The sequence below is a fragment of the Aequorivita marisscotiae genome, assembly GCF_029814825.1.
Taxonomy (GTDB): domain Bacteria; phylum Bacteroidota; class Bacteroidia; order Flavobacteriales; family Flavobacteriaceae; genus Aequorivita; species Aequorivita marisscotiae.
In genome coordinates, this window is record NZ_CP122379.1 from 2,221,263 (window position 1) to 2,245,514 (window position 24,252).

15 protein-coding genes are annotated in these 24,252 nt (G+C 35.7%); 13 read left to right on the top strand and 2 right to left on the bottom strand.

What is annotated here, in order from left to right:
* The first annotated feature begins 9 nt into the window (after nt 1-9).
* The 9 genes from QCQ61_RS09950 (at nt 10) to QCQ61_RS09990 (ending at nt 13,844) form a co-directional block, all read left to right on the top strand.
* Nucleotides 10-978 carry a 5'-nucleotidase gene (locus QCQ61_RS09950; RefSeq protein WP_279447495.1) on the top strand — a complete coding sequence of 323 codons (969 nt, stop codon included), beginning with the start codon at nt 10-12 and terminating at the stop codon, nt 976-978.
* Nucleotide 979: 1 nt separating this feature from the next.
* Nucleotides 980-2,653: a site-specific DNA-methyltransferase gene (locus QCQ61_RS09955; RefSeq protein WP_279447496.1), complete on the top strand. Its 1,674-nt coding sequence runs from the start codon at nt 980-982 to the stop codon at nt 2,651-2,653.
* Between the two features lie 54 nt (nt 2,654-2,707).
* A complete protein-coding gene (locus QCQ61_RS09960) occupies nt 2,708-3,697 on the top strand; it encodes a virulence RhuM family protein (protein ID WP_279447497.1) in 990 nt (329 codons plus the stop codon).
* A 3-nt stretch (nt 3,698-3,700) separates the two neighbouring features.
* Nucleotides 3,701-6,349, top strand: coding sequence for a DEAD/DEAH box helicase (locus tag QCQ61_RS09965; protein WP_279447498.1), 2,649 nt, complete (start codon nt 3,701-3,703; stop codon nt 6,347-6,349).
* A 76-nt stretch (nt 6,350-6,425) separates the two neighbouring features.
* Nucleotides 6,426-7,421, top strand: coding sequence for a hypothetical protein (locus tag QCQ61_RS09970; protein WP_279447499.1), 996 nt, complete (start codon nt 6,426-6,428; stop codon nt 7,419-7,421).
* Between the two features lie 294 nt (nt 7,422-7,715).
* A complete protein-coding gene (locus tag QCQ61_RS09975; RefSeq protein ID WP_279447500.1) occupies nt 7,716-10,058 on the top strand; it encodes a sensor histidine kinase in 2,343 nt (780 codons plus the stop codon).
* On the top strand, nt 10,048-11,145 hold the full coding sequence (locus tag QCQ61_RS09980; RefSeq protein WP_279447501.1) for a hypothetical protein: 1,098 nt from the start codon (nt 10,048-10,050) through the stop codon (nt 11,143-11,145). Before QCQ61_RS09975 ends, QCQ61_RS09980 begins: the two co-directional genes overlap by 11 nt.
* 2 nt (nt 11,146-11,147) lie before the next feature.
* Nucleotides 11,148-11,936 (top strand): hypothetical protein, encoded by a 789-nt coding sequence (locus QCQ61_RS09985; protein WP_279447502.1) that lies wholly within the window; start codon nt 11,148-11,150, stop codon nt 11,934-11,936.
* Between the two features lie 9 nt (nt 11,937-11,945).
* Nucleotides 11,946-13,844 carry an Eco57I restriction-modification methylase domain-containing protein gene (locus QCQ61_RS09990; protein ID WP_279447503.1) on the top strand — a complete coding sequence of 633 codons (1,899 nt, stop codon included), beginning with the start codon at nt 11,946-11,948 and terminating at the stop codon, nt 13,842-13,844.
* Between the two features lie 184 nt (nt 13,845-14,028).
* Here QCQ61_RS09990 and QCQ61_RS09995 read toward each other — a convergent pair whose 3' ends face one another.
* Both QCQ61_RS09995 and QCQ61_RS10000 read right to left on the bottom strand, forming a co-directional pair.
* Entirely contained in the window at nt 14,029-14,442 is a 414-nt protein-coding gene (locus QCQ61_RS09995; RefSeq protein ID WP_279447504.1) for a helix-turn-helix transcriptional regulator, read from the bottom strand.
* Nucleotides 14,443-15,089: 647 nt separating this feature from the next.
* Nucleotides 15,090-16,517: an ATP-binding protein gene (locus QCQ61_RS10000; RefSeq protein WP_279447505.1), complete on the bottom strand. Its 1,428-nt coding sequence runs from the start codon at nt 16,515-16,517 to the stop codon at nt 15,090-15,092.
* A gap of 245 nt (nt 16,518-16,762) precedes the next feature.
* Here QCQ61_RS10000 and QCQ61_RS10005 point away from each other — a divergent pair, with 245 nt between their 5' ends.
* The 4 genes from QCQ61_RS10005 to QCQ61_RS10020 all read left to right on the top strand — a co-directional run bounded on the left by QCQ61_RS10005 (nt 16,763) and on the right by QCQ61_RS10020 (nt 24,211).
* On the top strand, nt 16,763-17,443 hold the full coding sequence (locus QCQ61_RS10005; protein ID WP_279447506.1) for a hypothetical protein: 681 nt from the start codon (nt 16,763-16,765) through the stop codon (nt 17,441-17,443).
* 373 nt (nt 17,444-17,816) lie between these two features.
* Entirely contained in the window at nt 17,817-19,367 is a 1,551-nt protein-coding gene (locus QCQ61_RS10010) for a hypothetical protein (RefSeq protein ID WP_279447507.1), read from the top strand.
* A 366-nt stretch (nt 19,368-19,733) separates the two neighbouring features.
* Nucleotides 19,734-21,341 carry a hypothetical protein gene (locus QCQ61_RS10015; protein ID WP_279447508.1) on the top strand — a complete coding sequence of 536 codons (1,608 nt, stop codon included), beginning with the start codon at nt 19,734-19,736 and terminating at the stop codon, nt 21,339-21,341.
* A gap of 446 nt (nt 21,342-21,787) precedes the next feature.
* Nucleotides 21,788-24,211 carry a TonB-dependent siderophore receptor gene (locus tag QCQ61_RS10020; RefSeq protein ID WP_279447509.1) on the top strand — a complete coding sequence of 808 codons (2,424 nt, stop codon included), beginning with the start codon at nt 21,788-21,790 and terminating at the stop codon, nt 24,209-24,211.
* The last annotated feature ends 41 nt before the right edge of the window (nt 24,212-24,252 follow it).

The following is a 24,252-nucleotide window of genomic DNA, read 5'->3' on the forward strand; positions in this document are numbered from 1 at the left end:
TTTAAATAGATGCCTGTAGACTTTTCAAAAATATTAGTAGTTGGTGTTTCTTCGAGGGCACTTTTCAATCTCGAAGAAGAAGAGCAAATTTTTAGAGAACAAAATATTCGTGGTTTTCGGGAATACCAATTAGCTAATGAAGGTAAGTTACTTAAAAAAGGAACTGCATTTCCACTGGTTGAAGCATTACTAAAATTAAATACACATGTTGACAAGAAAACCCCAATTGTTGAGGTGGTAATTATGTCTAAAAATAGCCCAGAAACAGGAGTAAGAGTGTTAAAAGCAATTGAACACTATAATCTTCCTATTTCAAGATGGGCATTTTCAGCAGGTGAACCTTTAGCCCCGTTTATAAAAGCATTTAACGTTGATTTGTTTCTTTCAAAAGAAGAAAAAGATGTTCAAAAAATAATCGACACATCAAACTGTGCAACAGCATTAGTTTTTGACCCACCTGAAAATTACAAACCAGAAACTGACCGTGTGAAATTTGCTTTTGATGCTGACGCTGTTGTTTTCTCAGAAGAATCTGAAATAATATTCAAAGAAAAAGGTCTTGAGGAGTTTTGGAAACACGAAAAGGAAAATGAAGATGTTCCTTTGAATGATGGTCCATTTGCGGCCTTATTGAGGAAATTATCTTATATCCAAGATTTTCTGCCAGTTGAAAAAGAACTGTCCCCTTTAAGAATTGCAATAGTTACGGCAAGAAACTCACCTAGTCATATGAGAGTCATAAAGACCTTCCGAAAATGGAATGTATATGTTGATGAAGCTTATTTTATGGGTGGATGGCCTAAAGCACCAGTTTTAGAAGCAATCGGGACACATATTTTTTTTGATGACCAGGATAGTCATTTATGCGACTCAATGACAAAAGTACCTTGTGGCAAGGTATTGTATAAAACGAATTCCATTCTCAAAAATTACGAGAAGGAAATTATTGTAGAATCTAAGAAAATAAAAGAGAAATAATATGCCAACACTCAATTGGATAGGAAAAGAAAAAGTGGTGAGCCACCACCAAGCTGTGCCATACAGAGTTTTGGAACACAAATACGGATTTACAGCCGACCCTTCGACAGGCTCAGGGCAAGAACAAACCGAACCGACCAACAGCGGAAACAAAATAATACACGGAGACAACCTTGAAGCCTTAAAAAGTTTACTCCCTGAATATGAAGGAAAAATAAAGTGCATTTATATAGACCCACCTTACAACACAGGAAATGAAAGTTGGGTATATAACGACAATGTAAACCATCCGAAAATAAAAAAATGGTTGGGCGAAGTGGTAGGTAAAGATGGCGAAGACCTTAGCCGACACGACAAATGGCTATGTATGATGTACCCACGATTAAAATTACTTCACAAACTACTTGATGATAATGGTGCGATTTTCATCAGTATAGATGACAACGAACAAGCGAATCTGAAAATGATTTGTGATGAGATTTTTGGAATTAGGAATTTTGTTGGAACATACTTTTGGTATAAATCAGGAACACCACCTAATTTATCACACAAGATTAAAAGAAATATTGAGTATGTACTTTGCTACACTAAAACCTTAAATTCAAATAAATTTCAAGGGGTTCAAAAAACTAGTAAAAGTGATGACCCAATTACTAAGCCCCAAAATTCATTCAAAGAACTAAGATTTAAACCAAAAAGCTTAAATATTGGATTGAAAGATAGGGTAATAAAAAAAGGAATTTATGGAACTGCAAAATTTCCTAATGAATTACTGAACGACTTAATTATAAAAAATGGAACTAACGAAAATGAAGTAACATTTAAAAATCGATTTATATGGGTTCAAAATAAATTAGATGAAGAACTTGAAAACAACACCTTAGTTAAAATCAACTCTAAATCTCTAGTTATTTCATATAAGAAACAAAACTATGCAAAGGAAGTTCCACCAAACTTCATTGATTCTTCTGTTGGTGTTGATACAACTGAAAATGCAGGTAGAATGCTTCACGAAATTTTCGGAAAGAAAGTTTTTGATTTCCCTAAAACACCTTCTTTAATTGAATATATAATCAATTTCTTATGTAACGAAAATGATATTATCCTCGACTCTTTCGCAGGGTCAGGCACCACCGCCCACGCAGTTTTAAACTTGAACAAACAAGACGGTGGCAATCGCAAATTCATTTTGGTAGAAATGGAAGATTACGCCAATGATATTACAGCTGAGAGAGTAAAGCGTGTAACCAAAGGTTATGGTTCAGGCAACAAAAAAGTGGAAGGTACAGGCGGAGCATTTGACTTCTATGAACTCGGATTGCCATTATTTGATGAAAACCAAAACCTAAACGAGCAAGTAGGCTTGGCGAAAATCAGAGAATACATTTGGTTTTCGGAAACCCGAACTTCACTTAAGGAAGGATTAACCGCAAAGGCGCAAAGCGCGCAAAGAATAAATGAAAATTATAAATTGGGAGTAAAGGACGGTACGATTTATTATTTCATTTACGAGAAAGACCGATTAACAACCTTAGATTTTGATGCTTTGGAACTCATAAAAACCAAAGGCGAGCAATATGTAATCTATGCCGACAATTGCTTGTTGCCAAAGGATTTTATGGCAAAGAAGAATATCATATTCAAGAAAATACCAAGAGACATCACAAGATTTTAATGATGAATTGAGCTATTTCCATTTTGGAAACAACTGAAAAAAGAATAAACGAATATGAGTGATTTAGTACCAAACCAAAACAGCTTTATACTCTACACCACTCCCGAAGGTGAGGTAAGGTTGAATGTACTATTGGAGAACGAAACCATTTGGCTTACCCAAGAGCAAATGAGTCAGCTTTTTGACCGTGAAAGAAGCGTGATTACCAAGCACATAGGTAACGTTTTTAGCGAAGGTGAATTGGAAGAAAAAAGCAATGTGCAAATTTTGCACATTAGTGGTTCAGACAAGCCCGTGAAGTTCTATAATCTTGATGTTATTATCTCTGTTGGCTACCGTGTAAAATCACAGAGAGGCACACAATTTAGAATTTGGGCTACCAAAACCCTGAAAGAATATATTATTAAAGGTTTTGTGTTAGACGACAACCGATTGAAACAAGGTGAAGCAGTCTTTGGCAAAGATTATTTCAAAGAGTTATTGGAGCGTGTTCGTTCCATCAGAGCCAGTGAACGCAGGATTTATCAGCAAATCACAGACATTTTTGCAGAATGCAGCATTGATTACGACCCAAAAGCTGAAATCACCAAGAATTTTTATGCAATGGTGCAAAACAAATTTCATTTTGCCATTACAGGACAAACAGCCGCTGAAATTATTTATAAAAATGCCAATGCAAAAAAAGAAAATATGGGTTTGACCACTTGGAAAAACGCACCTGAAGGCAGAATCTTAAAATCTGATACCACTATAGCCAAGAACTACCTACAAGAAAAAGAGATAAAGCAATTGGAACGCACAGTAACAGGCTATTTTGATTATATCGAAAACCTGATTGAGCGAGAAAACACATTTACAATGGAAGGTTTGGCAAACAGTGTAAATAAGTTTTTGAACTTTAACGAATTCAAAATTTTAGAAGGCAAAGGAACAAAGTCGCACGGGCAAGCTATTTCCAAAGCAGGCAAAGAATATGACCAGTTTAATAAGACACAAAAAATTATTTCTGACTTTGATAAACAAATCAAGAAATTGAAAAAATAGGCTATGGAATTAAAAAGTTATCAGCGAAAAGTTATTGAGAATTTGGAAGAATACTTGACTTATGTTCAAGAGCATAAAAGTTTATCCAAAGCCTTTAACCAATATTGGGAAGACAAAATCGGCCCATACAATCCATTGGATGGTACAGGTATGGAACCTTATAAAAACAACATTCCTAATGCAGCCCACGTTTGCGTTAAAGTACCAACAGCAGGCGGTAAAACCTTTATAGCTGTTAATGCTTTACATACCATTTTTTCTGCTTACGATTCCGCAAAACCCAAGGCGGTTATTTGGTTAGTGCCTTGGAGTAATCTTTTGCAACAAACGGTTGATGCACTTTCCAATCCCGAACATCCTTATCGTCAAAAACTCAATTCGCTTTTTAACAACAGAGTAGAAATTTATCAAAAAGCAGATTTGTTGCAAGGTTCAAACTTCAACCCAACGGTGGTAAAAGACCAGTTGAGCATTTTTGTAATGAGTTTTGCCAGCTTAAGAGCAAACAACAAAGAAGATAGAAAGGTATTTCAGGAAAACGGACAGTTAGAAGCCTTTGTGTCGCAATACAAAAACAGCGAACATATTTTGAGTGGTGTAGACGATACTGCACTAATCAATGTTTTACGTTACCTCAATCCTGTCTTAGTAGTGGACGAAAGCCACAACGCAGAAAGCGATTTGAGTGTAGATATGCTCAAAAACTTAAATCCGTCTTTCATTCTTGATTTAACAGCAACGCCAAAAGACAATAGCAATATTGTAAGTCTCGTTCCAGCTATTGAATTGAAAAAGGAACATATGGTAAAACTTCCTGTAATTGTCTATAACAACCACGATAAAACGGAAGTAATCAACAACGCTTTGCATTTGCAACGCAAATTGGAAAATCTTGCAAAAAAGCAAGAAGCCGAAGGCGGTAAATACATTCGTCCAATTGTATTGTTTCAAGCACAACCCAAAACCAAAGACGACAACACCACTTTTGAAAAACTAAAAGAACAATTGTTAGGTTTAGGTATTCCCGAAAGTCATATCAAAATCAAAACCGCCAATATTGATGAATTGAAAGGCATTGATTTAATGAGCAAGGAATGTGAAGTTCGTTACATTATTACCATCAACGCATTGAAAGAAGGTTGGGATTGTCCGTTTGCATACATTTTGGCATCATTGGCTGATAAGTCAAGTGCAGTAGATGTGGAGCAAATTTTAGGTCGTGTGTTGCGTCAGCCATATGTACAAAAGCACAAATCATTTCAATTAAATCTTTCTTATGTACTTACTGCATCTGCCAAGTTCAATGAAACTTTACAGAGTATTGTAAAAGGATTGCAAGAATCAGGTTTTAGCGAAAAAGATTATCGCAAAGTCGATAAAATGACGGAAGAAGAGAAGAAAACGGTTACAACTGACCCAGTTGAATCTTTCCTTTTTCCAGAGCAACAAGCCGAAGAACAAGAAGAAGCGATAGACAAAAACAGAGTAACGTTTGACCCATCCCGATACCTATCGGGAGCAGATGAAGAAGAAACTGAAACAACTTCGGTAATTACAGAAATTGAAACCATTGCAGAAGAGCAAAACCGACAATTGGAAGAGCAAATTAAAGAACAGGAAAAACAACCTGTTGACGAAAATATATTTCAAGAAATGGGCACAAAAGTAAAACGCTATAAAGTCAAGGATTCCAATAAGGATTTCATTGACAAAATTGAGTTTCCGCAGTTCTTCATTAAAGTAACAGCAAGCGACATTTTCGGTACAGAAGAAGAATTGCTAAATCGTGAATCCTTGCTCAAAGATTTTAAACTTTCAGATGAAGACATCAAAATTGACTTTGACCAGATTTCAGCTGACTTGTATAAAATTGATTTAGAAGAATCTAAAAAGAACGAATATAGACCATCTTTTACCAAGATTGAAGACAATATGGTAAAAGACCCAATTGCAGAATACATTTTAGCCAAGCCAAAAGACAACCAAATAACTGACATCACGCATCAAATGATGCAGATTATTGGAAATATGTATCCAATTCCCGACCAAGAAATCAAGGTTTACATTGGGCGTATTTTGAAAAGTATGAACACCGAACAACTTCGAGATATTTTGGTTAGAAAGTGGAGTTATACGGATAAAATAAAAGGAAAAATTCGCCAATTGGCTGACTCGTATGCAGAAGGTCGTTTTATGGACTTATTGAAATCCAAAAAAATAAGTACCAAAGCAAATTGGAAATTGGGCAACGAAATTGTGCCGGGAAATATAGGCTCATCTATTGGAAATTCACTTTACGAAAGAGAAGGTTCAATGAATGGATTTGAAGAGCGAGTAGCAATGGAAATCGGAACTTCCTCAAATGTTGCATTTTGGCATAGGAATTTAGAACGTGGGAAAGGTTTTAAATTAAATGGTTTTGTTAATCATTATCCAGATTTTATTTTCCAAACTAAATCGGGAATAACTATTATATTAGAAACAAAAGGCGATGATAGAGATAATAGTGATAGCGAAAGGAAATGTAGGCTAGGTAAAGAATGGGAAAATCAAGCAGGTGAAAAATTTGCATACTTTATGGTTTTTGATAAGAAAGAAGTGAACGGTGCATATACATTGGACAAAGCAAAGGAAATAATAGGTGGTATGTAATATTCAACTTATAATAAATTCAGTTCTTGTTGTATGTTTTCACTATAGCCTTAAATGATTTAAATATTTTATTATAATGCAACCCGAATCTTTTAAAAAAGGAGACCTATTCGAAAAATTTGTTGAGAATGAATTGTTCAAAGCCTCTGATTATGTGCTGGTTTCCAGAACCAATAGCTATGATCAAAATAAAAACAGATATGCAGAAGATACCTTACGGCCCGATTTTAAATTCAGATGTAAAAAAACAGGCCAAGAGTTTTATGTAGAAGCCAAATACCGTTCCCGCTTTAATGCAGAGAACAAGCTTGAGGTAATAAGCTACACCCAAATAGAGCGTTTTAAGGGTATCCAAAAGGAGGAAAGCATCCCCATTTTTATAGCCATTGGGTATGGAGGAAGTCCCGAGAACCCAGATAGTGTAAGTTTAATTCCTCTGGAAAAATTAAGCTATTTAGAGCTTTACCCTTCATTTTTAAAGCGGTTTAACGTTGAAAAGGGAGCGATAGACCACCATGCTTTAAACCTCCCAATAACACAACGGGCTGCGGCATATAAAAGATCCCCACAATCGCAGGGCCAACAACCAGTTCCATCAGAAATAAAAGCTAAGTTGCCATTTTTTAAGAACAAAAAAATAATGGTAGCTATTGGAATGGGTTTTGTATTGGTAGCCTTTTTGTTGTTCAAGACTTTTAATACCTCCATAGAAGATACCTTAAAACAAAAAACAGCCGAATATTACACAACCATACATTCTGGAAATATAGATGGCTTGGAAGATTTTATAAGTCCGCGAGTTGATAAGTGGTACAGTCGCTCTGATGTTACATTTTCAGAAATCAAGGAAGATACCAAAAGATATATAAAGCGTCATCCGTTAACAAGTACAAATATACAATGGGACACATTTAAAGTCACCCCTCTTAATGATAGCTATTCTGTATCTTACAACATGGTTTACAAACTGTTAAGAGAAAACAAGGGCAAGGATATTATTTATCATTTAAAGATACATGTGGTTTGGGATAAGGATTTAATGATTACTAGTATGTATGAAGAAAGGATTTAAAAACACGGAGGAAACATGGGCGGGACGCCCGCGCCAGCAGAGGGAACGCGATACAATCGCGCACTAGCGGGGGGTCGTATTGCAAATGCTACACGTAGATGGACACGCTTTGCAAAATCGCGCCCGAGGGAATATGTATGGAGTCGCGAGAGCAAACTAGCCGCGCGGAATAAAGATTAATTGATAATTAATATAAATATAGTATCTTATCAAGATATTATTTCCCAAATTAAGTCAATATATTTGATAACTCAATTAAAATATGAGATAATGGATTGATGCAATTTATATTATATGCATAATACTTTAGACATACAAAAAGAATTACAAAAAATATTAACAGAAGAGCCTAATAATATCAACAAGATTCTAAAACTGACAAATGAATTAGCAGGATTAGATAGAGATAATGTTAGGTTTTCAGTAGATGCTGGAGTAATTGACAGGCTAGGGAAAGAACTTGTTGCTAGACATGAAACTGCTGTTTCTGAATTAGTAAAAAACTCATATGATGCGGATGCAACCATTGCCTCTTTAAATTTTGAAAATGTAGATGTTGCCGGAGGCACACTTACTGTTAGCGATAATGGTAATGGTATGACTAGAGACCAGCTTATAAATGGTTTTATGAGAATATCATCTACTGATAAAATTCACGAACCTGTTTCTCCAGTATATAAAAGAAAACGTGCCGGAAGAAAAGGAATAGGTAGGTTTTCAGCTCAAAGATTAGGAAATAAACTTACAATTATTACACAAACTTCATCTAGTAGGTTAGCCTTAAAAGTTGTAATTGATTGGAGTAAGTATGAAATGGATGAGGATTTGTTCATGGTGCAAAATAGTATTGAAGAAATTCCTAAAAATAATGATATCGTTAGTGGGACTACCTTAATTATTGAAAATTTGAGAGACTGGTGGTCTGAGGCTATGATTAAAAAAGTATACAGATATGCCTTAGATGTTATTCAACCATTTCCAATATCAAAAAAGAAAATTCTTGACAATAAAATACTAGATGTAGGATTTAAAGTGGAATGTTTTAAGGACAATGTTCCAGTTGCAACTTTGGATTCTATGTTTCACAATCATGCAGTTGCAGAAATTAATGGATTTACAAACGATAATGGGATTGCCTTTTGGGAAATTGAAAACAGTAAAGTTGAAGGGGTACAAACAAATCATCCTCAACCTATTAGCAGTGATGATAAAAAAGAAAATATTCCATATAAATATTTAAAAGATGTAAAAATAAAAGCTTATTATTTTGTTTATAATGTAGGTCTAATACCTAAACAAGTTGAGAGTTATATTCGAAGCGTTTCAAATACACAAGGAGGAATTAGAGTATACAGAAACGGATTTAGAGTTTTACCTTACGCTGAACCCCAAAATGATTGGTTAGGATTAGACGAATCAGTTAGAAAAAGAAAAATTTTAGCAGTACATGGAAATAATAACTTTTTTGGATTTGTTGAGATAAATGATAAAAACAAAAATTTTATAGAATTATCAAGCAGAGAAGGTTTATTTAATAATGATGCTTATCAAGAACTAGTTGATTTTGCATACAAAGTAATTGCTTCTGCGGTCTCAAGAATTGCTTCACAAAGAGGAATAAAAGTTACAACTGATCAGAAAGATTGGGATGCAAAATATTCAAGAGACCCAAAAGAAACTTTATTAGATACAGCACAAGATTTGGAGGATTTGGCAGATGATATTGAAGACTTTATAATTGATGATGAAAAAGATGAACGGCAGGATCTTGACGACGATTTAAATAAAAAAAAGGAAGAAAAACAAAAGCAAAAAGAAAAAGCAAAAAAAATAAGAGATAAAGCTAAAAGTATTAGAGATGCCGTTGAACATATTGAGGAGTTTAATATGTTACGTGTACTGGCTGGTTTAGGTTTGATTATTGGTGAATTTACACATGAAATAATGCAGTACCTGTCTGCTTTTAAAATAGATTCGAAGTACTTAATTGATAATTTGAATGAATCTACAGAAGAATATAGGAGAGCCATTAGATTGAAGGAAACATTTTCATCTTTTGAAGTTTATGCTTCTTATTTTGACGAAACAATTTCACAAAATGTAAATAGGGAATTGAAACCTATTGAATTGAGAGATGTGATTAAACCTTTTGTGAATTCCATAAATCCAGATTTAGCCAGAAATAATATCCGATTAGAAACTGAGTTTAACGGCTATGATTTATTTACCTGTAAAATGCATGTTTCAGAATGGAGTTCTATATTATTCAATCTTTATAGTAATGCAAAGAAAGCTATAAAGCGAAAAGGCACTAATGATGGAAAAATATTGATAAAAGTTAGCAAAGATGATGAAAATATTATGTTTGAATTTCAAGACAATGGAGATGGTATTCCACCGGAAAATAGAGAGAAGATATTTAATGCCTTTTTTACTACATCAACTCCAAAAGGCCATAAAGCTGAGATGAAAGATGAACTTTCCGGAACAGGTTTAGGTCTTAAAATTTTAAGCGATATTATCAGAAGTTATAAAGGAGATATTTCTTTAGGGAGTGCGGAACCGGGATATAATACAAATTTTATAATTGAATTACCAATAGCAACAGAAGAAGATATAAATGATTATGGCTTATAACTTAATTTATGTCGATGATGAAGTAAACAAAAGGGACACTTTTGCTGATAGTTTGTCTGATAAAACTAAGCTTTTAATTAAAACTTGGTCTCCTAGTAAAATTGAAAAGACTAGAGATGATTTAATTAGTAAAAAAAATACAATTGATGGTATAATATTGGACTTGAAACTAGATGGCATTAAGAATGAGGAAGATACAGCAAATTATACTGCTCCAAGTCTTGCGCAAGCTATACGTTCAAAATTTGCAGAGGAAGGTTTTAAATATGAGATTCCCATTTTTTTATTAACGTCACAGGATAACTTAGAAAAACTTTACAAATATGATTTGACAAGTCATGATTTATTTGACTTTTTATTCTTTAAACAAAAATTGGGAGAGGTAAATAATTATACTAATAAAATTGTTTCTATAATTACTGCATATAAAACCATCGCCAGTGTCAATAAAAATTTAGATAAAATATTAAAAATAAATATTGATGAATTAGGAATTATTGTCTTTTCATCGAAATACTATAGTCCTGAAGCCACAATTTATGATATTTCTAAATTCATTTTAAGAAAAATAATTTTATTAGAAGGTGTTTTGATTTCTGAAAACCTTTTAGCCGCAAGGCTGGGCATTGACACTGAAGCTTCTGGCAAGGGGTGGTTACAATTGAAGGAAAAATTGACGCCAATGAAATATGAAGGAATCTATTCAGATTGTTGGGAACGTTGGTGGAATCATAAATTAATCAATATTTGGAGAGAATTTTTTCCCCATTCACAACCTTTAATTCGCTTAAATGCAGATGAAAGAGTGGCTCTTCTATCCGAAAAATTTAAATTAAAGAACTTAATTGCCGCCAAACCAATCAGTAAGGCAAAGGGCAATAGATTTTGGACGGTATGTAAAGTTTATAAAAAACCTTTAGATATAAGGGATGGAATTATGATAGAAAGTTTACAGGAAGAATCTTGGCATGATAAGAGTTATATTTCTCTTGAATCCGTATTAGAAAGAGATTATACTGATAAGAACTTTATTATACATCCAACAGAAATTAATAGAGTAAAGGAACTAAAAAAGCTCATTAATTAATTATGGTTATTCCTCCAACTGTTTTAAAACAACGTAAAGCTATTGCAAATGATTTACATCTGTTTATGGAGATAGTTTGGAAAGAACTTCCCAATTGCGATTTATCTGGTATAACAGCTGCAATAACAGAGTTAAACAATTCAAAATATATCCCTCAAATAAATAATAAAAAATCTGATCCAAAAAGGTGGGGTTATGATGCTCCAGATTTATTATTTAGATTTCCTGCTGATCCAGAAAAGTCGAAACCTCATCCTTTAAAGGATGTTGAACTGTCATTTAGCGTGGCGGTTAGAGGTAATACAGATTATTTAAATACGTTTAATGATCCTTTCGAAAGCTTAAATTTCGATATAATTATTACTGGCAAACATAAGGAGAGAGAAATGATAACTTCATATCATTTAGATCGACATATTTTCGAAGATGGGGATAATCCTTCAAAAGAATCACATCCGTGTTATCATTTCCAATTTGGAGGAAAAAAAATGATTGATGAACATGGTAAAGCTGTAGATTGTGGTAGTTTAATGTTTTTAGAACCACCTAGAATATCATATCATCCTATGGATTTAATACTTGGAATCGATTTTTTACTTTCAAATTTCTTTCCTCACAATTGGACTAACCTTACCAACAATTATGATGAATACAATAATTTGGTCGAAAAACACCAACGATTATTTTTAAAACCTTTTGCGTTGAGCTTTGCAAGTTACTGGGATAAGAGGGTATTAAACGGCGATGAAATTAATTGGAGCGCTTTGACAATTCATCCGCAACTTAAGTAGAATGTATTAATGAGCATAAATAATAATATACTTAAATATTTAGAAGGTTATTCATCTGACATCGACAAAATAAATAGATTAGTCACTTCTACTTTTTGTTTCTTGAATCTTATTGAAGTAAAAGCTAATAAAAAGGTTCTTAACCTTTTAATTAACCAAAATGAACAAGAAGACTATACTGCTTTTCAAGAATTCTGTAATTTATTTGTTGAACATAATCAAGAATTTACTTTTGAACAGTTAATTGAGTTATTTGAGTTTGTGATTTCGCCTAGTGATAAAATTGTCAATGGAGCAGTATATACCCCAAAATACATAAGGGAATATATTGTAAAAAGTAGCACTAGAAATGAAGATAATATTCTTGATGCAACTGCTTGTGATATAGCCTGCGGATGTGGTGGATTTCTTTATGAATTTGCTTTGAGATTGAATAAATTAGGAAAGAGTTATGTAAATATCATTGAAGAAAATCTTTATGGAGTTGATATCACAGATTACAGTATCGAACGAACGAGGATATTACTTTCTTTATTAGCACTCAAAAATGGAGAAGATGTTAAAAAAATCAATTTCAATTTATTTGTCGGGAATTCATTAGATTTTGATTGGCACAAAAATTCAGAGAGAATAAAGCAAGACGGTGGTTTTCGTTATATCTTCAGCAACCCTCCCTATGTGGGTTCATCAAACTTGGATACTCAAACTAAAGATCTGATGAAAAATTGGCAAGTAGCATCCACAGGGAAGTTAGATTTATATATTCCTTTTTTTGAAATTGGATTGAAATGGTTGTCAGAGGGAGGAACATTAGGGTATATAACAGTTAATAATTTTTATAGAAGTTTAAATGGACGAGCTTTGCGCAAGTATTTATCGAATAACGAATTCCAGTTTAATTTTATTGATTTTGGAGCTGAACAAGTTTTTAAAGGTAGGCTTACGTATACTTGTATTTGTGAAATAAAAAAAATGAAAGGTGATATTTTATACACAGCTTCAACATCTTCACAAATTAATGATTTAAAAAAATCGGATTTTATTGAGTTAAAATATCAAGATTTAGATGATTTTAATGGTTGGCAATTGGATGATGTAAATGTCAAATTGAACCTAAAGCGTATAGAGAATTCTGGCAAGAAACTTATTGAATTATTTGAAATAAAAAATGGTTTTGCTACATTAAGAAATAAAATATATTTATTCAAGCCGATAAGAGAGGATAAACTATTTTATTACTTTGAAAAAAAATCTCAAATATTTCAAATAGAAAAAAATGTTTGTGTCGATGCCGTTAAACCAAATATTCTCAAAACTGAATCTGACCTTGTAAGTCTTAATGAAAAACTAATTTTTCCTTATACTAAAGTCGATATAGATAACAACGATTTGTTTATAAATAAATCTAAACAATTAGTAAAACCGATTAAAGAAGTTATACTCAAAAAAACGTTTCCTTTTGCGTATAAATATCTTAAGACTGAAAAAATAGAGCTTTCCAATAGAGATATTAGGAATGGTAAGGAGGATGCTTGGTTTGCATATGGTAGAAGTCAGGCTTTGAATATTAAAGGCAAAAAATTACTTTTTCCATACATATCAGATAAACCATATTTTGTTTATACTAACAAACAAGATTTATTATTTTATAATGGATATGCCATAATTTCTGATTCAGAAGAGGAACTAAAATTTGTTCAAAAAATATTAACTTCAGAAATATTTTGGTACTATATTAAAAATACAAGCAAACCTTATTCAGGAAATTATTTTTCTTTAGCGAAAAATTACGTAAAAAATTTTAGTATTCCAGAATTTACAAATTCAGAAAAAAGACGTTTTATGCTTTTGAAAAAAGAAACTAGTGTAAAAAAATTTCTGGAAAAAAAATATAAAATATCGATTTAGGTAAACAAAGGGATGAGATTTTGTCTAAACAAATATCCCATTCAGAAAAAGCTTTGGTGAATGAAGTAAATGTAACTATATATTGATGATTTTAATCGGTAATGACTCAACCTCTAACACCCACTTAAACCACTCAGCCGAATAATTCCTCTCCAAAAAAGCATTGGCACTTTTTTAAAAACTACTATCTATTTTTTATCAACTTCTCCAACCGCGCCATCATCTCATCCTTCTCTTTTAGCATACGCTCATACAGGTCAATTTTCTCATCGTGCAATTTTTTAATCTCTTCAATCGGATTAATATTAAACGTAGGCTGTGAGTTACCAATATAAGCGTCCTTTTCGACATTAAAAGTATTGGAAATAATATTCACCGCCTGTTCCTCATCAAAATTCTTAAAAGCCTCGACGGGTATATGCAGCACTTGGGAGATTTGCTCGAGTAGGGGAGTGTCCACTTCCTCTTTTTGTTCCAGCAAAGAGATTTTCTTTTGGTTCCATTCCTCGCCCAGCTCATAGGCCAGCGCCTCCTGCTTGATGCCAAGCATCTCGCGAAAGCGTTTTATGTTGCGGCCTTGGTGTATTTTTGTTTCCATCTTCTGTTATCGGTTGTCTGTTGTCGGTTGTCTGTTTAAATCGTGATTCGTGATTCGTGATTCGTGATTCGTCGCTCGTACCTCGCGTATTTCGTGCTTCGTATTTCGTACTTCCTACTTCGTAATTCCTACTTCGTACCACGTCGCTCTTGTCTCTTGTCGGTTCTCGATACATTTTTAGGTTTCGCTGTCGCTTACCCTAAAAACACTCGAACTGACAGTGCTGTTGTCTGTTGTCTGTTTAAATCGTGAGTCGTGAGTCGTGATTCGTGATTCGTGATTCGTGATTCGTGATTCGTGATTCGTCGCTCGTACCTCGCGTATTTCGTGCTTCGTATTTCGTACTTCCTACTTCGTACTTCGTAATTCCTACTTCGTACCACGTCGCTCTCGTCTCTTTTCTGTTCTCGATACAATTTTCTTTTTTGCAAGCTCAAAAAAAAACCACTCGAACTGACAGTTATCAAATTTACCAAATATTTCAATAAACCCAGCCTTGCTTTCTTCTAAAATATCCCCACTAAGAGGATAAATTACAAATCACAAATCACAAATTCCAAATTCCAAATCTCAAATTCCAAATTCCAAATTCCAAATTCCAAATCACAAATCCCAAATCACAAATCACAATTCCAAATCCAACGATTTTATTTCTTCCGTTCCAAGGTATTTTTGCCCACTATGTAGGCATAGGTAGCGCAGGGGACAAACTGTAGGGTAACCCCTTGAAACTCTTTCTGTGCTTTTAAATCTATAGTGGAAACCAATCCGGAAGCTAATTTATTGCTATTGCAAAAATCCAGGAGGCTCTTTAATTCATTTGGTTTTTCAAAATACCGATTGCTCCATTTTATTTCCAATGCCCAAATAGGTTTTAGGGAGCCCTCATCAATGCCCACCATATCCACCTCTCCCTTACCCCAATGGGCGTAATATGGGTTTACCCAGTCCCTGTGCATCCATTGTGAATAGATAGCGGTTTCTACCAAGTTGCCCATTCTTTTTTCATCCGTAATAGTAACCGGGGCAAACAAAGCAGCGTATAGCGAGGGGTTGGATAAATAGATTTTAAACTTTACCTCACGCTTAAATTTTTTCCCCGACTGATCCAGGCGATTAATTTTTTTTATAAGAAAGGCCGATTCCAGATATTCAATGTAAGTTTTTATTAAATGCTTCTTGACCCCAGAGGTACGGCTCAGTTCTTCATAATCAAATTCGTGGGCCGTATTAAAACAGATGGTCGTAAAGAGCCTGTTGAGTTCCTGTACGTCCTTAATACCATACAAACTGGGTAAATCGCGCAATAATACCTTATCTACTATATCCTGTTTAATATAACGGCCGGGATTCAATTGCATCTGTGGCGAAAAAATGATTTCCGGATATCCGCCGTAATTAATGTATTTTACAAAATGTTCGTTGAGCAGTTTGGGTTGAAGTGTATCATAAAAGGGAATGGTTTTACTTTGCCATAGCAAAGTGCTCTCTTGCATGAGATGGCTTAATTTATTAATATGTATATACTCATAAAAGGTTAGGGGGGGAAGGAGAAAGTCCGTAAACCTACCCGCTCCGCTTTCATTACTTTTAAATTTTAAAGCCGCGGCCGCACTGCCCGACACCACAAATTTGGTATTGCGATAACTATCAACCAATGTTTTTAAGTGTATTTCCCAATCCTTTAAATATTGTATCTCATCAAAAAATACGTAAAAACCTTTGGTTTCTTCGGTACCCAGGGACTTTAATGCCAATTTAAAAAGTTCTTCCAATCCTATATTAATATAGATGGGATTTTCCACAGTTATAAAAATTATTTTTCGTGGCGAAACTCCATTATCAATCAATTCTTGAACGGTATGGTGCAATAGGACTGTTTTGCCCACTCGTCGTGGACCCATAAGCACTACGGCTCTTTTTATATCATTGTTTAGTACCATAGGCTTGAATATCTCAAAATAAAGCCTTCGCTCCATGTTGAAATAATCCTCCTCAATACGATTATGATTCCACCAATAATTTTCAAATTGAATTCTTTCAATAACTTGGGAAAAAGAAACTTTTTCAATCATATTGTTCTATATTGTCTTATAATGTAAAAATAAGAAAAAAAATTTTGTCTATTTTATCATTTTATATATAAATAGTAAATAAATTGGAATTTTAGTTGCTTATTTTTATTAAATTCCAAATTCCAAATTCCAGCCTTCCTTTCAACTAAAATATCCCCTAGTAAAGATAAATTATACATCCTTAGAATGGTATATCCGCTCCCTGAGAAAGAACTTCACGGCTCTAATCCATTAAAAAGTACGGTATGAAAGTAGGGAAGGAGAATAAAAAAAAACAAGGATACCTGTATGTAACCAATATGCAACAGGCGAAACTGGTTCTTCGAGAATTATTTGAGGACCAAACTGAGGATAGCTTACAGGAGGGTATTTTGCTATGGTTAAGAAGCATGGATGATTTAGAAGCCTATGATCTCTATTTGAATATTCCCGAAATTCTGGAGGAAGGGGAATATTCAATAACGGATTTTTTGGAGGCAGAAATGGATTTTCCGGGTATAAGCAATAAACAAATACTAAGATCGGTGGGTTTGGCAATGCTGCTTGTACTTTTATTAAGTGAATGTTGGCGGCTGTTTGGAAATAGATTGTATGGTAAACCGGAGGGGGATTGGCCCAGATTTGAGATTCCCATAACCATGAGGGTGGCTATCACCTTAATATCTCTTGAGGAATTTCAACAGGAATTGGCAGCATCCATGGTGACCATAGTGGGCAAACCCTATTATGACAGATTGCTTGAAAAAATAACAATTTTTGACAGACCCATAATCCCAAAACAGAGGCGGGCTTTTGAAAATGATCCGATTCTTAAAAAACATTTGTCCTTGGTAATGTGGTTTACGCTTATGCGGGTTTTTTTGGATGCTATATATTTCTATATTGAAAAAAATAAGGGTGCTAGCCCGATATTGCGAGGCCGATAAGTCGTGGCAATCTTTTGAGGGTACTGGTAACATCCCCCTAACCCTCCCTCGCCGAGCTCGGGACAGGCTCTTCAAAGGGGGGATGAGCTTGACTACACCACAACAGATTAACCACGTTGAATTTTTGATTTGTTTCAGTCAATCCTTTGGTCGCTTCTTCGCAATGACGCTACCAAGGGTGGGCAATGGGAGGCTAACATACTAAGCTATAATCGTTCCATCTACCTAAATTATATGGGAATATTCTTACGTGTTATGACTTCTAAATCAATCAATCAACATTTTAACGATTTTATAAACGGTTATATCGAAAAGATTTAGAGGAGTTTATAAGGGATAGTAGGTTTGCACACCCAAATCAATTAAATATAAAATGAAGACTCCCTACATCTTTTTAGTATTATTCCTTTTATCCTTTTTAAGTTTTTCACAAGTTGGTATTAATACCACTTCTCCAGACCCATCAAGTATGCTTGATGTTTCGGCCACCGATAAAGGCGTACTCTTTCCACGTATAGCGTTAACGGGCACTGCAGACAACAGTACAATTTTAAACCCAGCCGTTAGCCTTCTTGTCTATAATACCGCAACAACAGCCGATCTTAATCCAGGTTTTTATTTCTGGAATGGCAGTGGGTGGAATGCAATTTCTGCAGGTTCATCCGGTACAGGTGGCGGTAGTGATGGCTGGTCTTTGAATGGAAATAATGTGGATGGATCCAAATTCTTAGGCACTACAAATTATTTCGCGCTTAATTTTAAAGTAAATAACAGTAGGTTTGCATTATTTGATCCCCACGGCGGGATGGCATTGGGGTATGGAGCCGTAGCAAATGAAAACAACTCCATTGCAATAGGTACAAACGCCAACGCAGCAAACAGCAATCAAGCTACTGCAGTGGGTGCCTCAGCAACCGCTTCGGGCTATCAGTCGGCGGCCTTGGGATATAACGCAAAGGCAATAACAAGCAACAGCACGCTTGCGCTGGGCAATTCAGCAACCGCATCCAGTTTTCAGGCTACGGCAATTGGCGTAAATGCTAAAGCTACCACTAATAACAATACACTTGCGGTGGGCACCAATAGTGAGGCAACGGGTGAAAATAGTTCTGCAATAGGCACTTCTTCAAAGGCAACAGGGCAATATGCAGTAGCAATTGGAACCAGCAGCCTTTCAACCGGCGCTAACAGCTCTGCCTTGGGTAATAATTCGAACGCGAGTGCACAAAATGCAGTAGCAATAGGAAATGGTTCCATAGCCAATAATCCCAATACAATAATTATAGGAAATAATTCAAGTCTGTCATCATGGGATGCCAGCAAAGTTGGGATAGGAACCAGTAATCCTACCGAAAAATTGGAGGTTAAGGGAAATATTAAGATAGACGGTACTTTAAAACTTCAGAATGGAACGCTTAAAATTTCGGATGGAACCCAAGGGGCGGGCAAGATTTTAACTTCAGACGCCAGTGGAAATGCAACTTGGACCTCATATCCTCAATTGGGAAATACAGCTTATGCCGATATATATGCTTCAAATACACAAAATTTGAACCCATGGAATCCAATCAATTTTGGAATAACAGCTGTTTCAGAGAATATTACTGTTAGTTCAAATAATGTTAAGGTTATTAAAGCGGGTATATATCGTGTAACCTATGCCGTTGCAATAGAAAAAACAGGAGGTAGCGATTTAAATATAAAGTTCAGCCTTGCCAAGGGATGGAATTCTAACTTTATTCCAGGCTCGGCGACCTACGTTTTTATGGGGAATGGGGATAAGGTTTCGGCTAACCTAACTAAAATGGTTTATTTTAACGCCAATGAGGTGGTTTATATTTTTACGGATGCACCACAAGACAGTAACGTGAGAACCATTGCCGATGGCACTTACTTAAATATTGAATTGGTAAAGGCAGATTGATAAGGTAGTAGTAAGTAGTGAGAAGTGAGTGAAGTTGATAAATCGTGAGTCTTGAGACGTTTGCTTCGACACTTCGACTTGCTCAGTGCAGGCTTAGCTCAGCATGACAAGGTCGTGAATCGTGGTTCGTAACACTTCGCTCTTGACTCTTGGCTCTTGGCTCTTAGTTCTTGGTCCATGTCACTTTTCGCTTTTTCCTTCTACAAAATTCTAATTTCCACTTACTAGTTTCGTTTTTCAAATTTCGTAATTCGTCGTGCATAATTCGTCATTCGTACCTCCCACTTCTAAGATATCCCTTCGCAAACTTGAATATGCCTGGCCTTTTAAAGAGCTTTATGAAAGCAATCTTTAAAAACGCACGTCATGGAAACAATTCAAAACCAAACATTTCAGTCCCTGCCGCCAGAATTGGCAGCCAAACTGAAACAGCTAACAAAAGAACTTACTATTGAACAGGTATTTTATTACGCACCCACGGCCAAAGCTCCTGGCCATCTTATACTAATTTCGGGAAGCACTAAGAACATAGAGGTAATAGCAGCCAGGAAATGGCTTCGGAATGCTTTTAAGAAGTACCAGGTGTTGCTTCACGTATTAGGTTCAACGCCCATGCGGTATGGCTATAAAAATGGGCATCCCTTTATAGCGGCCTACTGTATTACTGCTGCAAAGGTGTATCAAAATAGCGAATATAAATGGAGCCCATCAAACACATGGAAGGACTTTAAAAAGCGTTACAAAAAATTTGAACGTGACTATTTTTACGAACACGATGTTTTAATGACGATGAACAATGAATTTTATAAACTAGAGGCACGAACCAGCGTTTTTCTAACTTATATTTCCTTGTATGAACATCATCTTACCTATTTGGAGAAGCTTTATATAGGTCAAAGTACGCTTTTTAAATCCGTCACCCAACGAATAAAAACCTTAATCCCATATCTTCCATCTATTGAGGGTTTGTTTGTAAAAGAAAATGGAGATACGTACTACCTGATCGCACAACTGGAAATGGCTAGACAGGCGGCGGCGGAGGGAGACGAAATCTATATAAATTGGGATATGTACCATGCCATTAAAGAAGTAGAGGAGCAATTGTACACTATGGTCTCGGATCGCTTTCTGGCGTTGAAAAAAAGAATCAAATGCAATAAGCCCAGTACCGGTACACCCATTGCGGTAGCAGAAAATTCGCCCATGGACAAACAATTGTTTGAAGTGGTAAGCCAAATAAACAAGATAAAACAGCCGGAAGAGATATACATATTCCACAAGAACCATACTGATTCCATAACATACTACTATTTGCTGTTGGTGGGCGAGGGGATAGGGACAGCAATGTTAAACAATATGCAACAGGCCGTAGAAGTGAAATTTAAGGGTATTTGTCAGGTCATTCTAATAGCCCACAGTCGATTATGGATTCAGAAGAATCTATTTTTCCATCAGGACTTTTTTAAGAAAATAATGACTCCGGAAAACAGGGTTTTTAAATGTCCGAATAAAATTTTTACCCTACATTGGGAAGAACCTTATACGGCTCCTTATGGCGATCTGGATTATATGTATAGGGCAACGGAGAATCTGGTTTTACAATATTTTGTACTTCGTGAGCATGCCGCTGCCGATAATGCGGAAGGTTTGAAATGTATGTTTAGCACAGCGCTATTGAGAGCTTTTAGAACATTTACCTATGCCAAGTTATCCTATAGGCCAAACCATCTTTCCGCCCGCAATCTATGGATGCTGTGCGTGTATGCGGAACCTAATTTAAGGAATATAGAATATCTTTTTGAAAAGCTGCAGGGGGATGCATTTTTTAGGGATGTGGATTCCCACACTAGATTCCACCATCGTAATTCCATTATCCCTGAAGAAAAGGCGTTGGTTATGGATGAAATATTGAAGGTATTAAAAAATGAATTAACGCCAGCAGTTGAGAAAGTAGGGGGTATGGGTAATGAATAAGTTGCTTCATTTTAAGTGGTCGTAAAAAAAATTAAATATACATAATTTTCATATTTGGATGGAATAATTTAAATGGACAGTTGAAGCCAAAGCAAATTAAATTATTATACCTTGCTATGAATGACATTTTGTTGTGGCTCATTAATTACATGTACTCTTACAGGACTGTTGGCCTCAAATTAACAAGGTTGATGATTTTTTAGGGTTAATTACGAAGAAGTTGGACTGAAAAGTTCCACCCTTTTTTAAATACAATCTTTATAACTAAAAACTATAAAAGCTTTCCATAATCGGCGGCTATTTCATAATGCTTAGCCAATAACTATTCACCAAATCAATATCTTATAAGTTATTATTTAGATTTATTATAAATAATTTGTATTTACTGTTTTTGACAAATATATTTGCCAAAAATTATTATTTATATCTAGTCTAAATAAAGAACAATGAAAAGCCAACTACTCACCCTCTTTACATTTCTCATTACAACTTATACCTTCGCACAAAATGCATCCGTTTCGGGCATTATAAAAGATAATAATCAGAATCCGCTTTCGGGAGTAAATGTGTTTATCAAAAATGGTACTAAAGGAACGCAATCCAATGACAACGGGACTTTTAGAATCGAAAATTTAACGAACGGCAATTACATTCTTTCCTTTTCCTATTTAGGTTTTAAAACTAAGGAAATTAATTTTTCGCTTTCAGCCAACCAAAATCTGGAACTAGAAAGCATAACCCTATACGAAGGAAATGAAATTCTTAATGAAGTGGTTATAGAAGGGGAGCGAACCAATAAGTTCTCAAGAAAACAGACGGCCTACGTGGCCAAACTTCCCTTAAAGGATATAGAGAACACCCAAGTATATAGCACCATCACTACCGAACTTTTGGAATCGCAGGTAATTACAAATTTTGACGATGCCCTAAAAAATGCCACGGGCGTAGAACAGCTCTGGGCATCCACTGGGCGTGGGGGCGATGGGGCAGGATATTATTCGCTACGTGGGTTTTCGGTGCAACCGCAATTGGTAAATGGGTTGCCCGGCTTAACCAATGGAACTATCAATCCTGCAAATGTGGAGCGCATTGAAGTGCTAAAAGGTCCTTCTGCAACCTTATTCGGAAATGCGGTAAGCTCTTATGGCGGACTTATAAATGTGGTGACCAAAAAGCCTTATGTGGGAACAGGAGGGGAGTTGTCGTTTACTTCCGGCACTTATGGATTAAATCAAATTATTGGCGATTTCAATACTGCGCTAAGTAAGGCAGACAATCTATATTTCAGAATAAATACGGCCTATACTACTGAACAAAGTTTTCAGGATGCAGGTTTTAGAAAATCCTTTTTCGTAGCGCCCTCCCTTTCCTATAAAGTGAACAACAGGCTTTCTTTTTCGCTATATGCTGAAATTACGCAAGCTGAACAAACCAACCCTATGTTTTTGTTCCTAAACAGAAGTGCGCCCACCGAGGCAAGCAATCTGGAAGAATTGGGGTATAACAACAAACTGTCTTTTACAAGCAATGACCTAACCCTTAAAAATCCAAACCAGAATTACCGTATTGAAATGGATTACAAGCTGTCTGATACTTGGCAATCGCAAACGTTACTTTCAAAAAGCACTACTTCCACAACCGGATATTATTCCTATCTGTTTGATTATGGCCTTTTGGGTAACAATACGTTTTCCCGCTTTATCAATAAACAGAACGCGAATACACAAACTACCGATATCCAACAAAACTTTATAGGCGACTTTAAGGTTGCCGGGCTTCGAAATAGAGTCGTTATCGGGTTGGATTATTTTAATGCCACCCAAACGGATAATGGTACGGGGTATGCTTTTTACGGAAATATTACTCCTGAAGGTGGGGCCAACGGGGACAATCCCTTTACCCCGGAGGTTGAAACGGATCCATATCCCCTCTCCACAGCCGGTGTTGATGCGGTGTTGGCGTCACAGGCGGTGGGAAACAACAAATCCAAATACCATATTTACAGTGTGTATGCTTCCGATGTATTAAATATTACTGATCAACTTTCCGCTATGGTAGGTTTGCGTTTGGATCGATTTGACAACGAAGGCGATTTGACAACTACCGAGGATGATTATGACCAAACAACCCTATCCCCAAAATTTGGCGTATTATACCAGCCAATAGCCGATAGGCTTTCAATCTTTGCAAACTATCAAAATGGCTTTACCAACGTAGCGCCCCAATTGGTTGGAAATCCAGAGGAAGGCCCACAAACCCTGAAGACTTTTGATCCGGAACAAGCCAATCAATTGGAATTTGGAGTTAAGACAAACCTTTTCAAAAATAGATTGAACATTACTGCAAGCTATTATGACATTAAAGTGATAGACCGCGTAATCACAGATCCAGCATCGCCTTTCAATAAAATACAGGGTGGGGAAGTGGTTAGCAAAGGTTTTGAAATTGAAGTCAACGCCAACCCCATTCCTGGCTTAAACCTTCGTGCCGGCTATAGCAACAACGATAGCGAAACTACCAAGTCTGACAATACCGAAATCCTCAACAGACGTCCGCTAGAGGCTGGGCCGGAAACGCTTTATAACTTTTGGGCAAGCTATGAAATCCAAACAGGAACGCTCGATGGTTTTGGCTTAGGGGCCGGCTTTAACGGTGCCAGTGAAAGTTTTGCCATAAACTACGAATCTACTGGAGAATTTATGTTGCCCAGCTATACTGTAGTGAATGCTTCCGTTTTTTATCAGGCCAATAGATATCGAATAGGTTTAAAATTAAATAATGCTCTAAATGAAGAATATTACAAAGGCTGGTCTACCATTAACCCACAGATGCCCAGAGCATTGCTGGCCAATATTTCCTATTCGTTTTAATTAGCAAGTAAAAGGGCAGCCCACTATGTACAGGGCTGTCC

Coding starts and splice junctions, on each gene's coding strand:
- QCQ61_RS10010 (WP_279447507.1), top strand. CDS start 17,817: ATGAAGACTCCCTACATCTTTTTAGTATTATTCCTTTTATCCTTTTTA.
- QCQ61_RS09950 (WP_279447495.1), top strand. CDS start 10: ATGCCTGTAGACTTTTCAAAAATATTAGTAGTTGGTGTTTCTTCGAGG.
- QCQ61_RS10000 (WP_279447505.1), bottom strand. CDS start 16,517: ATGATTGAAAAAGTTTCTTTTTCCCAAGTTATTGAAAGAATTCAATTT.
- QCQ61_RS09990 (WP_279447503.1), top strand. CDS start 11,946: ATGAGCATAAATAATAATATACTTAAATATTTAGAAGGTTATTCATCT.
- QCQ61_RS09970 (WP_279447499.1), top strand. CDS start 6,426: ATGCAACCCGAATCTTTTAAAAAAGGAGACCTATTCGAAAAATTTGTT.
- QCQ61_RS09980 (WP_279447501.1), top strand. CDS start 10,048: ATGGCTTATAACTTAATTTATGTCGATGATGAAGTAAACAAAAGGGAC.
- QCQ61_RS09965 (WP_279447498.1), top strand. CDS start 3,701: ATGGAATTAAAAAGTTATCAGCGAAAAGTTATTGAGAATTTGGAAGAA.
- QCQ61_RS09975 (WP_279447500.1), top strand. CDS start 7,716: ATGCATAATACTTTAGACATACAAAAAGAATTACAAAAAATATTAACA.
- QCQ61_RS09960 (WP_279447497.1), top strand. CDS start 2,708: ATGAGTGATTTAGTACCAAACCAAAACAGCTTTATACTCTACACCACT.
- QCQ61_RS10005 (WP_279447506.1), top strand. CDS start 16,763: ATGAAAGTAGGGAAGGAGAATAAAAAAAAACAAGGATACCTGTATGTA.
- QCQ61_RS10020 (WP_279447509.1), top strand. CDS start 21,788: ATGAAAAGCCAACTACTCACCCTCTTTACATTTCTCATTACAACTTAT.
- QCQ61_RS09955 (WP_279447496.1), top strand. CDS start 980: ATGCCAACACTCAATTGGATAGGAAAAGAAAAAGTGGTGAGCCACCAC.
- QCQ61_RS09985 (WP_279447502.1), top strand. CDS start 11,148: ATGGTTATTCCTCCAACTGTTTTAAAACAACGTAAAGCTATTGCAAAT.
- QCQ61_RS10015 (WP_279447508.1), top strand. CDS start 19,734: ATGGAAACAATTCAAAACCAAACATTTCAGTCCCTGCCGCCAGAATTG.
- QCQ61_RS09995 (WP_279447504.1), bottom strand. CDS start 14,442: ATGGAAACAAAAATACACCAAGGCCGCAACATAAAACGCTTTCGCGAG.